This is a genomic window from Paraglaciecola sp. IT1134 (genome assembly GCF_058068185.1).
Window position 1 is genome coordinate 1,581,823 of sequence record NZ_CM176486.1, and the last position, 13,992, is coordinate 1,595,814.

Here is a 13,992-nt window from a genome sequence, read left to right on the forward strand (position 1 = left end):
TCTTAAGCCTAATATTCAATACAAGGGCGATCTAATTCATTGCGTCAAACTGCTTGACATATTTTCTATGTAAGCGGAGATGAGGCAATACCTGGCTTATCAACAGGGATAAGTCACGGAAAAGCTCGCGCCCTATCTTTATTGATTATACCTTTGCTTTAATACGTGCTAAGTAGGACTGCCAGCTTTCATGCTCTTTGCCTGCTGCCGCAAAGAAATGACTGACATTATCCGCTTTCCCTTGGCGAATCCCCTGATAAAATCCCGCAATAACAGTACCTAGAAATTCACTCAGTTCCGTGACGCGTTCCTCGCGGTATTTCTCTACGGTCATGGGGCATAGCTTAAATCTGTATCAAACCTAATATTAAAATAATCCGCAAGTTGGTATTGAGTGATTGCTTCACCGTGCAAATTGTAGGTTTGAGCATTGTGTTTGTCCTCGGATAGCATTTTTGCGTACGCATACACTAACTCGGTTCGAGAGGTATAGCCCCATCTACCATTACCGGCGCAATTAAAAATTCCACCCGCTTCTTTATAGACTTCGATATATTCAACATCAGGCTCGATATAAATCCCATTGCGCCCAACGACCCAATCCAGGCCACTGTTGCAAACATCTTTTCAGTCAGTTACTTCGAACGACTGGCGAAAAAGCAGTATTTTCTTCTGCCCCCTGAACACGGGTATAAACAATCTTTTTTACCCCCGCGTTCTTCGCAGCTTGGATCACATTAAGATGCTGCTCAATGCGCTTTTCAGGGGCATCCATACCGGATACCAATAATAATGTGTCCACAGACTGCAAAGATTTTTCTAACACGCTTTTATCATTGTCATCACCAGGACGAATGTCAATGCCCAGCTGTTTAGCCTTATCTGGTGTTCGCGCCAACCCGATTACATCGTCTTTTGATAGCAAAGCGACAGTGGCTTTGACTATCTCTGTTCCTAAATGCCCACTTGCCGCTGTTATTGCTATTTTCAATGTCTTCTACTTTAACGTTAAATAATGCGTTAACTCGCTGCCATGTTTTAGAATTATATAGTCTCAACGTTTCGCTTTTATAGCGTTTGCGAACGCTGTGGCGCAGCCAGGGAGTGATTTTCGATGAGTTGATTTATGCAGATAAAAACCCATCTAAACAATCTCTTTTGTAATGAGTTTAACGAGCTAAGAGGTGTCCAGTAAATAAGAGGCGATTCACACCGTTAAGTTTCTAACAAAATATACTATTTAGAAACGCCTCTTTTTGCAAAAAAAAAACAGTGCTCGGTGCACGTAGTGTGTGTGACCGAAGACATGCCTTGGCGACTCCAATTTTCCCGATAACAAGACACATGTAATTGGCCATTTATATAATTCCAAGAACAATTATATCGACTCACGGATCTTCGAGTATTGAAGGCTATCACTGGATTAATTGCCGGGGTGAAACTGGACTATTTAGCGACACAGTAGCGCCCAAATGAACGGCTCGGTAAGTGGGTGAGAATGGGGGATGACCATCAGGGATGATGTTTTTACTTTCGACAATTAGGCCAAACGCTTCAGCTGGCCTTTAGGTTCAATGCATGAACGCATTTAATAAAAAAGTGACTGGCAGATCATGGATGGTCTGTTATATCTCGCAAGCGACCAACATCGTTGGAAGGTAGAACAACGCTGGGAGCACCGGGCTGGCGTTCCACCGGGCTGGCGTTCCAGTTGTAGAGACGCGGGTAAGCGAAGCGCATATCTGAGTTCAAGCAGTGAGTGCCTTGTGCGCGTAGCGAATACTTTTGAAGTAAGGTTGCGCTCAACCAGCGCAACTTTTTTAAAACTCCGCCATATCCGTGGCTAATTCCACTGGCTCTAAATAGTTCTGCTTAATGTACTCAATGCTTGCTTTGCTATCCTTACGGGTGCGATTCATAAAATGCGACAACACTACGCGTTTGGCATTGGCTTGTTTAGCGATTTTACCAATATCAACAGGGCGCATATGCAGATTAATCGCTGCACCTTTTGCACTTTGCGGCACAGCATTGTGCATAATGAGTATGTCGCTGTCTTTGGCAAGTGTGGCTAAGGTGTTGTATTGATTGCTCATATCCCCGGAGAAGGTGATGCTGCAACCTGCGATATCCACCCGCCAAGCAACAGCTGCGATAGGTCCGTGGTGCACTGGGCTAGCGGAGATGGTGATGTTATTGTTGATCTTAACGCGGTGCTGCTTGTGCGGTGTGAGGGGAATATTGTGCGCCTTTATGTGATAGGCCGCCTGGCTATCTGGCTGGGTATAATCGCTTAGGTAGGCAAAGGCCCCTTTATCGCCCATTAAACGTTCTACATAGTCCTTGGTAGAAGGCATTAATGCATTGCTGCCGGGGCCCCAAATTGGCAGGTCTTGGCTGCGTGAGGTGAAATGCGAGCCTTTTATAAAGGCGGGTAAATCAGCGCTGTGATCTACATGTAAGTGGGTGAGCAACACTACTTGTAAATCGGCGAAATTAGCCTTAGCGGCACCGAAGTTCACACTGCTGCCCGCCCCAGCATCCACTAATACTCTTGCTTTATTGTGATGCCAAATTAGATAGCTACTGGATGCACGTCCATCGTCTAATTCTGGTCCTCCTGAACCCAATACCTGCAATTTAACTTCGTTGGTGAAGCAGCTTGTTTCGGCTCGGGCCTGAGGCGCACCTAGCATTAACAACGTGGCGGTTATGTATGCAGATTGCCTAAAGAAACGGAATGATTTTGATAAGTCCACAATGTGTCTCGGTTATTGCCGTAAAGCAAGTTATCAATGCCTGTTATATGCGCGTATTCAAAAATATGATGCCGATTTAAAACCAATCATTTCATTTAAAACTTATGATTGCTCGGAGCATTTTTATTCATCATCTGGGGCGGTCATGGCACATAACAATCTACAGGTTAACGAAATTTGGCTCAACAAAAACGATATCAGCCAAACCAGAATAGTCAAAACTGAGCTTAACACAGATAGCTTGGGAGCCGATCAGGTACTGCTTAAAACCGATTCCTTTGGCTTTTCTGCTAACAATATCACCTATGCACTACTTGGCAATAAAATGGGTTACTGGGGCTTTTTCCACGCAAATGAGGGCTGGGGGAAAGTGCCAGTGTGGGGCTTTGCCACTGTAGTGGCATCCAGACATCCCAATGTGATGGTGGGTGAAAAAGTGTTTGGTTATTTGCCTATGGCCTCCCATTTAGTGATCACCGCGGGTAAAACGTCGGCCAGTCACTTTTTTGATGTTAGCGCCCAGCGCAAGAGTATTTCCCCCGTGTACGACAATTACTTGCGCTGCGCCAAAGATCCCGGCTATCAGGCCAAACGCGAAGCTTGGCAGCTGAATTATCGCCCGCTGTTTATGACTTCTTTTGTATTAGATGATTTTTTAGGAGATCACCTGCCCCCCAAAGTGCAGCATATTTTGCTGACCAGTGCCTCGAGCAAAACGGCCTATGGCACGGCTTTTTTATTGCAGCAGCACAAAGCCGACCGTGGCCAGCAATACAAAGTTGTGGGGCTAACATCAAATGCCAATAAGGCTTTTGTTAATGAGCTGGGTTGTTATGACTACGTATTAGACTATACAGATATTGACGGGTTATCCACCCACGGTGATAGCTGGTTACTGGATTTTGCCGGCAACAAACCTTTGCTGGTGGAATTGCAAAAACAGTTATCGGCTAATCTGGCCAGAATGATTTTTATTGGAGCCACAGATGTAAAAGCCCAAGAAAACAAACCCCAGGGGCAATTGCCGGGAGAGGTGTTTTTCGCCCCAGCTCAAGTCAAAAAACGCACTTCCGAATGGGGTGCTGAGGGTTTTAGCCAAAAATATGCCCAGGCCTGGCAGCAATTTTCTAAACATATTGAAGGTAAAGTCAGTGTGGCAAATTATAGCGGAGTAACAGCCATAGAAGCAGTATATCAACAGGGGCTGGCAGGTACCCTGGATAATCGCAAAATTAATGTTTTGGAATTTTAATTCAATACCCCTGGTTTAAGGGCGGTGCCACCACTTGTTGCTTTGTACCCGCAGGCCCTGTTGCTGCAGATAGACCAGGGCAAGTTTGCGGTCGTGTTGATTTAAAAAGTTACCGATTTCAACCATTATTTGTTCGTCATGTAACCTAAGCTCAGTGGTGGAAAATTCATTATCAGCCTGGGCCTCAATAATCGATAAATGCATATTTTGGCGTTTGAAAACCCATTGCTGTTGTGGATAATAAGTGCCCATTTGCAACACCAAGGTGTGAGTAGTGATAGTGATAATTTGCTTTTGATAACTGGCATAAGAAACGCGATACATCAAATAAGTCAACAGGCAGATTTCAAAGCCTGCAAAGGGCAATACTACCCAGGCACCTACTAAGCTCCAGGCCAGTGCGATGATCAATATTACGGTGGCCATAACACAAAGCAATATTTTGCACTGGTGCCAATTTGCCGAGCGATTTGGGCTTAAAGTAATCACTGTTTTTTGGGTCAGTTGCTGTAGTTTTACCATGGTTCACTCTGCTATCTGCACCCGCTTTGCCATTTTCCTGTAGTAACCTATCCGCCAAATAATAGACTACCTAAATTCGCTACTTTGTTTTGCCAGCCAATAAGATTTCTGGCAAAGTCCTATACCTTGTAAAATGTAGCGTAAAAGTCATGTTTTCCCAATTTTCAGTCGTACAAGTTCGCCTGGCCATGTTGTTGATTTGGTCGGCCATTTTTTTGTTGGATCCCCAACCCTTAACCCTGCTGTTGGAATATGGTGGTTTTACTATTTTAGGAATTGTCGGGGCTACGTTTGCCAATGCTACCGGTGCCGGTGGAGGGGTAGTATTTGTGCCGTTTTTCAAGCAAATGGCTTTCTCGGCCGAGACGACCGTAGCTACCAGTTTTGCTATCCAGTGCTGTGGCATGACAGCAGGCGCGCTTACCTGGTGGGCCTTTTATCGACAACAGCAACGCCAGTCGTCAGATTGGCAACGGTTACCGAGGGCACTGCTGCTCACCGTGCCAGCGGCCATCTTCGGATTATTACTGGTACAGTTAAATCCGAAATGGTTCGGCGAATTTGCGTCATCCGAACTGTTACATAGTGGATTTGGGGTGTTTTCAGTGCTGTTGGCGTTGACGCTATTCGCCACGGTACCCTTACTAAAGCGTCAGGTGTTTCGCCACTCCTTTGGCACCTTTGACAAGTTCTGCCTGCCGCTTATTGCCTTTTTAGGCGGCGGTATTACTGCTTGGTTATCTATAGGGGTAGGTGAGCTCGTGGCCGTGTATTTAATTATGCGCGGCTTTAATGTGACCTTTGCCATAGCCTGTGCGGTGATCGTCAGTGCGTTTTGCGTTTGGGCAGGGATATTATTTCATCTTCTGCAAACGCAGGCGGTGTATTGGCCTGTGGTGCTTTTTGCCGGAGCGGGGGCCATTATTGGCGGCATTTTAGCTAAACATTTAGTATTAAAATTCTCGCCTAAACATTTAAAAATGTTTTTTGCTAGCTGGATATTGTTGATGGGATTGTCGACCCTATTATTGTAGGGTGATGTCTCAGCACCCGTTTGATAAGCAAAGGCTAACAGGCAACAAGGTAAAACAGGGCGTGTAAAAAGTGTCAGAGCTGAAGTCATTTCACATTCACAAAGTAAAGCTTGAGCCAGGCGACACTCACTCTGTGGTGAGTAGGGGCAGTGCAGTTGGGTACCAGGTGAATCCCTGCGCTGATACTATCGCCAGCGAAGAACCATTGGAAGTTTGGTTAAAGTTACAACTCCCAGGCGATTCCCGCCCTACTAAGCTGATCACTACCATGCGCAGCCCCGGGGATGATCTGAATTTGGTGCGTGGCTGGTTACATACTAGCGGTTTGGTGACCGACAGTGGTCATATTCACAGCGTGACTCATACCGGTACCGGCCGTGTGCAACACGGTCAGAGTAATCAGGTATTGGTGACCTTACGCCCCAATATCAACTTGGATACCAGCGACTATCAACGCCTGGAGTATGTCCATTCAGGTTGCGGAGTATGTGGTCAGCAAAGCATAGAGTCCTTGCTGGCCAAACTGCCAGCCAGCTTAGCTGGTGCCGGCTTACCATTGACTCTCGCCTGGGTTTACCCCCTGGCTCAAATGCTCAAATCACAACAACCTATATTTGCCCAAACCGGGGGTAATCATGGCGCCGGGCTGTTTGACCTAGCAGCGCTTACTTCGGATAAACTCACCCTGATAGACGTATATGAAGATATTGGCCGACATAATGCGTTAGACAAACTCATTGGCGCCCATCTGCCGACCTTACTCGCACCAGGCAAACACCAATACGGTGTGGTACTCAGTGGCCGCATCAGTTTCGATCTCGTGCAAAAGGCCGCCATGAGCAATATTACCTTAGTGCTGGCCATGGGTGCGCCATCAAGTTTGGCCATTGAACTGGCGATAGAATGTGATATTTGTTTAATTGGTTTTATCAAAGCTGGCAGTCTAAATGTATACAGTGGCTCTGAGCGTGTGCGGTTTGACTGAACAGCGAGTAACATTAGAGGGCATATTCTACATCGTTTGAGTCGGATTTTGTGACTGATAAAGGTGAACTTAGCAGCAGATTTAGTGCTCACAGAGGTAAATTAACCAATTCGGAGCTTAGTTAGCCCGGCTGACATTTTGAGTGAGAGACATGAAAGACACTAACCAGCAAAATACCAACGCCCAACCTATTGAAGTCAGCGAGCCTAAAAAATGGGCCGCCGGGGTACCGGCTGTATTATCCGCCTATAAAAATGTCAGCATGAAAGCCGGCGCCATAAAAGGCACGCGTTTATTGTTTGAATTAAACCAAATTGAGGGGTTCGATTGCCCAGGTTGTGCCTGGCCGGACCCCTTGTACAAACGCGCCACCTTCGAATTTTGTGAAAACGGTGCCAAGGCGGTAGCCGATGAGGCAACTAGCGCCCGAGTCACAAAAGATTTTTTTGCCCAGCACAGCATTACTGAATTACGTAAGCAGTCTGATCGCTGGTTAAATAGCCAGGGGCGACTAGTCGAACCTATGTGGTTAGCGCCTGGCACGGAGCATTATCGGTCCATAAGCTGGCAAGATGCCTTTAGACTGATTGCAGAGCAACTTAATGCTTTAGATTCACCTGATCAGGCAGCATTTTATACCTCTGGGCGCACGGGCAACGAAGCGGCTTTTTTATACCAGCTGTTTGTGCGCCAATATGGGACCAATAACCTGCCAGATTGCTCAAATTTATGCCACGAATCCAGTGGGGTAGGGTTAGGCGAAACCATAGGTGTGGGGAAAGGTACAGTCAGCCTTGACGATCTGGAACACAGTGAAGCCATCTTTATATTTGGTCAGAATCCAGGGTCGAATCACCCGCGTATGTTGTCGTCTTTACAGGCCGCCAAGCGCCAGGGGGCCAAAATAGTGGCGATCAATCCCCTGGATGAAACGGGTCTGCAACGCTTTAAAAACCCCCAGGAAGTGTCCGGTGTCATAGGCCATGGCACGCCATTGCGGGACTTACACTTGCCGGTCAAGGTCAATGGTGACGTCGCACTGCTCAAAGGCCTGTGCAAGGAACTCATTGCCAGAGATAACGAGGGGAAAGGGACGGTGGATCATGATTTTATCGGCCGTTACTGCCACGGTTTTGATGCATTCAAACAGGACATAGAACAAACAAGCTGGCAAGCCATTGAACTGGGCAGCGGAGTAAGTCAGGCACAAATATGCCAAGCGGCGGATATTGCCTGTGGGTCGCAAAAAACCATTTGCTGTTGGGCGATGGGCATGACCCAACATAAAAATGCGGTAGCGAATATTCAACTCATGACCAACTTTTTGATGTTGCAGGGCAACTTGGGTAAACCCGGCGCCGGAGTATGTCCGGTGCGTGGCCACAGCAATGTGCAAGGTGATCGCACCATGGGTATTTGGGAAAAACCTGAGAGCGAATTTTTAGATGCCCTGCAACAAGAATTTAATTTCTCTCCTCCGCGGGTTCACGGTGTGGATGCCGTAGACACGGTCAAAGGCATGGCCGCAGGTCAGATTAAGCTATTATTTGCTCTAGGGGGGAATTTTTATCGGGCCATGCCGGATCACCAAACCACCGGCCCGGCCTTGGCTAACTGTGAGTTAACCGTGCAAGTGTCGACCAAGTTAAATCGCTCCCATTTACATCCAGGTAAACAAGCGCTGATATTACCGGCCTTGGGGCGGACCGAAGTCGACTACCAAACCTCGGGCATTCAAACCATTACTGTTGAGAACTCCATGGGCGTTATTCAAACCTCACATGGTAAAATTCCGCCGGCGTCACAGCTGTTAAAAAGCGAAGTGGCGATCATCGCGCAATTAGCCAGCAATACCTTAAAGCACAGCAACATAGACTGGTTGGCATTAAGTGCCGACTACAGCCGTATTCGTGAGCATATTGCCCGGGTCGTACCTGGTTTTGAGAATTTTAACCAACGACTGGCCGAATCAGGGGAGTTTGTATTGCCCAATGCCGTGCGTGATGCCCGCCAATTTGCTACTGCTACAGGTAAAGCTAACTTTGTGGTGCACAACATAACCCCTGTTGAGGTGCCTAAAGGCTGCCTGTTGATGATGACCATTCGAAGTCACGACCAATTCAATACCACTATATACACCAACAATGATAGGTACAGAGGTATTCATGGTGGGCGGCGGGTAGTATTTATCAGTAAAGCCGATCTGGCCAGCTTAGGGCTACAAGATGGACAAATGGTGAACATTCGCAGTCACTGGCCCAACGACAATATAGCTTTACGTGAAGTACAGGATTTTCAGCTGGTACAATACGCGATACCTCAGGGTTGCTGCGCCGCTTATTACCCGGAAACCAACGATTTAGTCCCGCTAAGCAGTGTGGCAGTTAAAAGCAATACGCCAGCGTACAAGTCAGTGGTGATCAGCCTGCATCCTGTAAGTTAGAAAAATACAACAATGCTAATGGGCAATCGTTACTCTGTAAAAATTGTTGATGGGAGTAAAAGACACAGGCCTTGGATGGCGGGTTTTAAAACCAACAGAGTTTTTATTTGCTTTGCCAGTACATTTACTTAATAAGTAAGGATAATTAGCGAACTTTAGTCGTTTACCTGGAGCGCTGATTAGCCATGAGGTTCAAAATACCTTGTCAGCTAAAAGGGACATGTTTACCGGAAACGCATTTTAGCTGCTAAAATCACCTTAATGTGGCAGATCCGAGGCGGTTATCTTGAACGTCACACTGTGGAGTTTGTGGCCGCAAGACAACAAAAACGGGATGATAACCCTCATGAAGCACTTCTGTTGACGTTGACGTGTCGCTCTAGGCCTTATTAACCACAAGGATTTTGGATTTCATGCACACCTCAAGCAAATTTTTGTGGCTGATTTTATTTTGCAGCTGTGCGTCACTGATGTGTTTTAAAAGTCACGGCAATGAGAATGTATCTGGCTGCGAGTCTTTGCAGTCCGTCGCGTGGTTGTTGGGGGATTGGCGTAGTCAAAGGGGTAAAAATATCTTATTTGAATCCTGGGTAGAGATCAGCCCTAAAACCTTCGAAGGTAAGGGTGAAACTCGTTCTAACTCAGACAATGCACTGCAAAGCCAAGAAGCATTACGGTTGCTAAATATGGAAGGTGATATTTTTTATTTGGCTAAAGTAGAGCATAACGTCCTTCCGGTCGCATTCAAACTGACTCAGTGCTCCAGCAACCATTCAGTGTTTGAAAATACCGCTCATGATTTCCCGCAAAAACTGGTGTATCAGTTGGCGGCTAAAGATAATTTGAGTGTGACGGTCGGTGACAGACACGATAAAGGCTTTACAATAAACTTTAAGCGTGTTGCTGATGAACAATAAGCCTATATACCCAAATCGATGAACTATCTATTTCCAGGTTTAATTGCTTGGGTTTAAGCACCAGTAATAAATTGTCCAACATAATCAATGGCCGTATTAAGGCTAAGCGACCTTGTCCTCGACAGTCGATTCACGATGCTCCAGGCTATCGAGACCGCGTAATTAATGCCATCAAAAGTGGAGCCAATAGACTAAAATAGTCACAATTTTTAGGGAGAGTTACATGTCTGATAAATCTGCTGTCAAGGTGTACAAACCCTGTGCTGATCTATATCCGGATATAGAAGAACAGCTGGTCGACGACAAACGATGCCCCTGTTGTCACAAAGCCAATAATTGTATGCGCATTAACGCACCTCATTGCTGGTGTTATGCCAGCAAGATCCCATCTGAATTGCTCGCGATGTTACCGTCAGGCACCACAGGCCAGTCCTGTATATGCATGGAATGTATTTCGGCTTTTAGCGCTAACAGCGCCGACTTTATTGCCAAATACGCCTTAACCTAAAGTTACACCTGCCAGAGTCACGGCGGGTCAATGGTGATTAATGTCCACGAGTTAGATCCAACTCGCTGGGCACTTGGCAATAGGAAGTATTGGAAAATACAATTACAGCGTATTACTGTCTAATTGCTCTGTGGTTAGCGTACAAAAAAATTCAAGCTGACTCTACTGGGGCTTGGCTATGTATGTTGTTTCGACAGATTAATCCAATTAAAGAGGAGAAATACCTTGTCTTCAGCCCATCCTGTACCTGGACTGGTTTAATCAGCTGTTCATAATTTGCATGAACGCAGTGTTATCAACCTCGATGCTTGGGGATTTAAGATCTTCGTTGTTTAAACCCAGAATTATGCTCCAATAATTTATCTTGTTTAGGTCGATTAAACTCTGAAAAATTTTTCAGAGTTTGGCATAATCCCGTGTCTTTTTTTCCGTACGGGTTTTAGTTTCACGCGTTATGTCGAATACTTCTGAGCTGTTTGCCAAAGATGGCATTTTATCCAAAGCCATCACTGGTTTTACTCCGCGCCAGGCGCAAACTGACATGGCCAGTGCTGTGGGGGATGCTATTGCAAATAAAATTCCGCTAATAGTAGAAGCCGGTACGGGCACGGGTAAGACCTTTGCCTACCTGGCGCCAACCTTACAATCCAACAAAAAAACCATAGTCTCAACAGGCACTAAAAACCTGCAAGAGCAGTTGTTCCACCGGGATTTACCCCTTATTAAAAAGGCTTTGGGCAACAACAGCAAAATTGCCTTATTAAAAGGCCGGGCTAACTATTTATGTTTACATCGGTTACGTCAGCATGGCGGCAACAGCACCCTGGTGGATCGCAACACTATGGTGGAATTGTCGGAGGTTCGGCAATGGGCGTCCAGCACCAAAACCGGCGATATGGGCGAGATGAAAAGTCTGGCAGAAGATGCCAAAGTTTTACCCTTTGTAACCTCCACCGCAGACAATTGTCTGGGTAAAGATTGCCCAGATTACGAGGATTGTTACATGATTAAAGCCCGTCGCAAGGCGCTGGACGCGGATATAGTCGTGGTTAATCATCATCTGTTTTTTGCGGATATGGCGTTAAAGGATACCGGCTTTGGTGAACTGATCCCAGAAGCCGATGTGGTGGTGTTTGATGAAGCCCATCAAATTCCCGATATTGCTAGTGAATATTTCGGTGAAGCATTGTCCAGCCGCCAGTTGCAGGACATCAGTCGTGACATCGAGCTGGTGTATCGCACCACGCTTAAAGATGCCAAACAGTTACATGCCAGTGCTGATAAATGTAAAATGATTGCCGCCGATCTACGTTTACTGTTTCCGGAAAACGCCCAAAAAGGTAACTGGCGGGAAATGCTTGGTCGTGACGAAGTGCAAACCCAGATCAGCAAGCTTGGGGATTCGCTCAATGTGTTGTACGAAGTGATCAAACTGCACTTGAACCGAGACAAAGATCTCGACAGTATTTTCGAGCGGGTCAGTGAGGCCAGGGGTAAGCTTGAGCGTTTGACTGATGCCAACAAACAAGGTGTCAGTTTGTGGTATGAAACGACCCTGCGCCATATAGTGTTGCATCTGACCCCATTGAGCATCGCCAAAAAGTTTGCCAACTTTGTCGCCAGCCCCCAGCGTACCTGGATCTTTACTTCAGCGACACTCATGGTAGGCAACGGGTTCGAACATTTTCAGCGACAAATGGGCTTAAACGACGCCAAAACGCTGGCCCTGGATAGCCCTTTTGATTATCAGCAACAGGCAATGCTTTGTGTACCCAGGTTTTTACCTGAGCCTAATGCCAGAGAAATGCGCGCCACCTTATTGGATATTTCCATTAAGTTAATTGCTGCCAGCCGTGGTCGCTGTTTTTTGCTGTTTACCAGTCACGCTACCTTGCGGGCCATTGCCGGATTATTGGAAGGCAAAATTGAAAATCCGATCTTAGTGCAAGGCACTACCACCAAACGGGCCCTGCTCGAAGAATATGTAAAAAATAAAAACGCCGTGTTGCTGGGGACAGGTGCATTTTGGGAAGGGGTCGATGTACGCGGTGACGATCTAACCTGTGTGTTGATTGATAAATTGCCTTTTGCTTCGCCGGATGACCCGCTGTTACAGGCCAGGATTGAAGATTGTCGTAAAGGTGGTGGTAATCCCTTTGCACAAATTCAGATCCCCCAGGCGGCCATTGCCTTGAAACAAGGAGCAGGACGTTTGATCCGCGATGAAACTGACAGGGGGGTGTTGGTTATATGCGATAATCGCCTGGTCACTAAAGATTATGCCAAGATATTTTTAGCCAGTTTGCCTGATATGCAACGCACCCGGGACTTACCCAAAGCCTTGGCGTTTCTCGAGCAAATTCATGCGGACGCTGAACTGAAAATTAGCGACATTGAAATAAGCATTGAGGAAGTACAATGAACCTGTTGGTGATCGATACCGCTACTGAGGCCTGTTCGGTAGCGCTGGAAATAGACGGCGAGATATTTCACCGCTTTCAAATATGCCCACAGCAACACAGTCAGCGTTTGTTGCCTATGATAGATGAAGTATTAACAGAGGCGAACATCAGTCTTAGCCAGCTTGATTATTTAGGTTTTGGCCGAGGCCCAGGCAGTTTTACCGGCGTGCGCATCGCCACCGGTATGATGCAAGGGTTAGCCCTGGGAACGGGGTTACTGGCGGTTGGGGTGTCTACTTTGGCAGCAATGGCGCAACAAGCTTTGGTGCTGACTAAAACCCAAAGGGTATTTTGCGCCATAGATGCCCGCATGAGTGAGGTCTATTTTGCCCAGTACGAAGAGCAAAAGGGGGTGGCGACTCTGGTGAATAAAGAGCAGGTGCTGCCGCCTGAACAGGCCAGCCAATTGCTGATATTTAGTGGTTTTGCTCAAGGCGTAGGCACGGGTTGGGCAGCCTATCCTCAGTTAATAGCTGCTTTAGCACCCCAGAACAAGTTGATAGTAGCTGAAGGTATTCTTTATCCCGATGCGCGTTTTATGTTGCCACTGGTTAAACAGTCAATAGCCCTAGGTCTGGCCCAGGAAGTCGAAGAGATACTCCCTGTGTATTTACGCGACAAGGTGACCTGGAAAAAGCTGCCGGGCAGAGAATGACTTAGGGCACGTTACAAGGGTGAGTAATAAATAGACATAATTATTGCGCATTGATGTGCATAAATATGCTATAAACTGACTTTATTGTTTAATTAGTCTTACGCCACATAGGTCTGTTTATTTGAAAGTTGAATCGTCGTTAGGTGCCTTACAGAGCCCAATTGCCCCTAAACTGGCAAAGCGCGATCCCCAGCGCGACACTGACAATAATTATACTGATGTTGCTGCCATACTAGGCGGTATTGAGCAAGGTCGCTCTGCTATCCGCCAAGGGGGAGTAGAGTCCTTCAATCAAGCTGAGAGCTACCGCCAGCAACAAATTAACACCGAACAATTCAGCCTGCGTAGTCAAAATGCTGTGCATGCTTATCAAAGTATTTCCAAAGAACAACAAAGAGGCGAAATCCAGCAACTGCTTGGGGTTGATACCTTCGCTTGAAAGGCAGGATCACGTT

General features: G+C 46.5%; 13 protein-coding genes. 9 read left to right on the forward strand and 4 right to left on the reverse strand.

The features are described from left to right. Nucleotides 1–145: 145 nt before the first annotated feature. From AC3RV5_RS06850 to AC3RV5_RS06860, 3 genes are all read right to left on the reverse strand, one after another. Entirely contained in the window at nt 146–334 is a 189-nt protein-coding gene (locus tag AC3RV5_RS06850; protein WP_489731206.1) for a hypothetical protein, read from the reverse strand. Between the two features lie 297 nt (nt 335–631). Then, nucleotides 632–991, reverse strand: coding sequence for an NmrA family NAD(P)-binding protein (locus AC3RV5_RS06855; protein WP_489731207.1), 360 nt, complete (start codon nt 989–991; stop codon nt 632–634). Nucleotides 992–1,820: 829 nt separating this feature from the next. Beyond that, nucleotides 1,821–2,759, reverse strand: a complete 939-nt coding sequence (locus AC3RV5_RS06860; RefSeq protein ID WP_489731208.1) for an MBL fold metallo-hydrolase — start codon at nt 2,757–2,759, stop codon at nt 1,821–1,823. Between the two features lie 145 nt (nt 2,760–2,904). On the opposite strand from AC3RV5_RS06860, the gene AC3RV5_RS06865 reads away from it, so the two are divergent. After that, nucleotides 2,905–4,011, forward strand: coding sequence for a DUF2855 family protein (locus AC3RV5_RS06865; RefSeq protein ID WP_489731209.1), 1,107 nt, complete (start codon nt 2,905–2,907; stop codon nt 4,009–4,011). Nucleotides 4,012–4,026: 15 nt separating this feature from the next. On the opposite strand, the gene AC3RV5_RS06870 is transcribed toward AC3RV5_RS06865, so the two are convergent. Next, a complete protein-coding gene (locus AC3RV5_RS06870) occupies nt 4,027–4,533 on the reverse strand; it encodes a DUF2244 domain-containing protein (protein WP_489731210.1) in 507 nt (168 codons plus the stop codon). A 149-nt stretch (nt 4,534–4,682) separates the two neighbouring features. On the opposite strand from AC3RV5_RS06870, the gene AC3RV5_RS06875 reads away from it, so the two are divergent. The 8 genes from AC3RV5_RS06875 to AC3RV5_RS06910 all read left to right on the forward strand — a co-directional run bounded on the left by AC3RV5_RS06875 (nt 4,683) and on the right by AC3RV5_RS06910 (nt 13,976). Continuing rightward, nucleotides 4,683–5,567 (forward strand): sulfite exporter TauE/SafE family protein, encoded by an 885-nt coding sequence (locus tag AC3RV5_RS06875; protein WP_489731211.1) that lies wholly within the window; start codon nt 4,683–4,685, stop codon nt 5,565–5,567. A 166-nt stretch (nt 5,568–5,733) separates the two neighbouring features. After that, on the forward strand, nt 5,734–6,552 hold the full coding sequence (locus AC3RV5_RS06880) for a formate dehydrogenase accessory sulfurtransferase FdhD (protein ID WP_489731212.1): 819 nt from the start codon (nt 5,734–5,736) through the stop codon (nt 6,550–6,552). 151 nt (nt 6,553–6,703) lie between these two features. Further along, entirely contained in the window at nt 6,704–8,995 is a 2,292-nt protein-coding gene (locus AC3RV5_RS06885; protein ID WP_489731213.1) for an FdhF/YdeP family oxidoreductase, read from the forward strand. Nucleotides 8,996–9,408: 413 nt separating this feature from the next. Continuing rightward, nucleotides 9,409–9,912: a DUF6265 family protein gene (locus AC3RV5_RS06890; protein WP_489731214.1), complete on the forward strand. Its 504-nt coding sequence runs from the start codon at nt 9,409–9,411 to the stop codon at nt 9,910–9,912. A 223-nt stretch (nt 9,913–10,135) separates the two neighbouring features. Beyond that, entirely contained in the window at nt 10,136–10,420 is a 285-nt protein-coding gene (locus AC3RV5_RS06895) for a cysteine-rich CWC family protein (protein ID WP_489731215.1), read from the forward strand. Nucleotides 10,421–10,874: 454 nt separating this feature from the next. Beyond that, nucleotides 10,875–12,842, forward strand: a complete 1,968-nt coding sequence (yoaA, locus tag AC3RV5_RS06900; protein ID WP_489731216.1) for a DNA repair helicase YoaA — start codon at nt 10,875–10,877, stop codon at nt 12,840–12,842. Continuing rightward, the gene (gene tsaB, locus AC3RV5_RS06905) at nt 12,839–13,537 is read left to right on the forward strand and encodes a tRNA (adenosine(37)-N6)-threonylcarbamoyltransferase complex dimerization subunit type 1 TsaB (RefSeq protein WP_489731217.1); all 699 of its coding nucleotides are present in this window, start codon (nt 12,839–12,841) and stop codon (nt 13,535–13,537) included. The genes yoaA and tsaB overlap by 4 nt, the downstream gene beginning before the upstream one ends. Nucleotides 13,538–13,658: 121 nt before the next feature. Continuing rightward, the gene (locus AC3RV5_RS06910; RefSeq protein WP_489731218.1) at nt 13,659–13,976 is read left to right on the forward strand and encodes a hypothetical protein; all 318 of its coding nucleotides are present in this window, start codon (nt 13,659–13,661) and stop codon (nt 13,974–13,976) included. Nucleotides 13,977–13,992 lie beyond the last annotated feature (16 nt).

What these genes read in the sequence shown, in the direction of transcription:
- AC3RV5_RS06850 (WP_489731206.1), bottom strand. Translation starts at nt 334, where the DNA reads ATGACCGTAGAGAAATACCGCGAGGAACGCGTCACGGAACTGAGTGAA.
- AC3RV5_RS06865 (WP_489731209.1), top strand. Translation starts at nt 2,905, where the DNA reads ATGGCACATAACAATCTACAGGTTAACGAAATTTGGCTCAACAAAAAC.
- AC3RV5_RS06870 (WP_489731210.1), bottom strand. Translation starts at nt 4,533, where the DNA reads ATGGTAAAACTACAGCAACTGACCCAAAAAACAGTGATTACTTTAAGC.
- AC3RV5_RS06875 (WP_489731211.1), top strand. Translation starts at nt 4,683, where the DNA reads ATGTTTTCCCAATTTTCAGTCGTACAAGTTCGCCTGGCCATGTTGTTG.
- AC3RV5_RS06885 (WP_489731213.1), top strand. Translation starts at nt 6,704, where the DNA reads ATGAAAGACACTAACCAGCAAAATACCAACGCCCAACCTATTGAAGTC.
- AC3RV5_RS06890 (WP_489731214.1), top strand. Translation starts at nt 9,409, where the DNA reads ATGCACACCTCAAGCAAATTTTTGTGGCTGATTTTATTTTGCAGCTGT.
- AC3RV5_RS06895 (WP_489731215.1), top strand. Translation starts at nt 10,136, where the DNA reads ATGTCTGATAAATCTGCTGTCAAGGTGTACAAACCCTGTGCTGATCTA.
- yoaA (WP_489731216.1), top strand. Translation starts at nt 10,875, where the DNA reads ATGTCGAATACTTCTGAGCTGTTTGCCAAAGATGGCATTTTATCCAAA.
- tsaB (WP_489731217.1), top strand. Translation starts at nt 12,839, where the DNA reads ATGAACCTGTTGGTGATCGATACCGCTACTGAGGCCTGTTCGGTAGCG.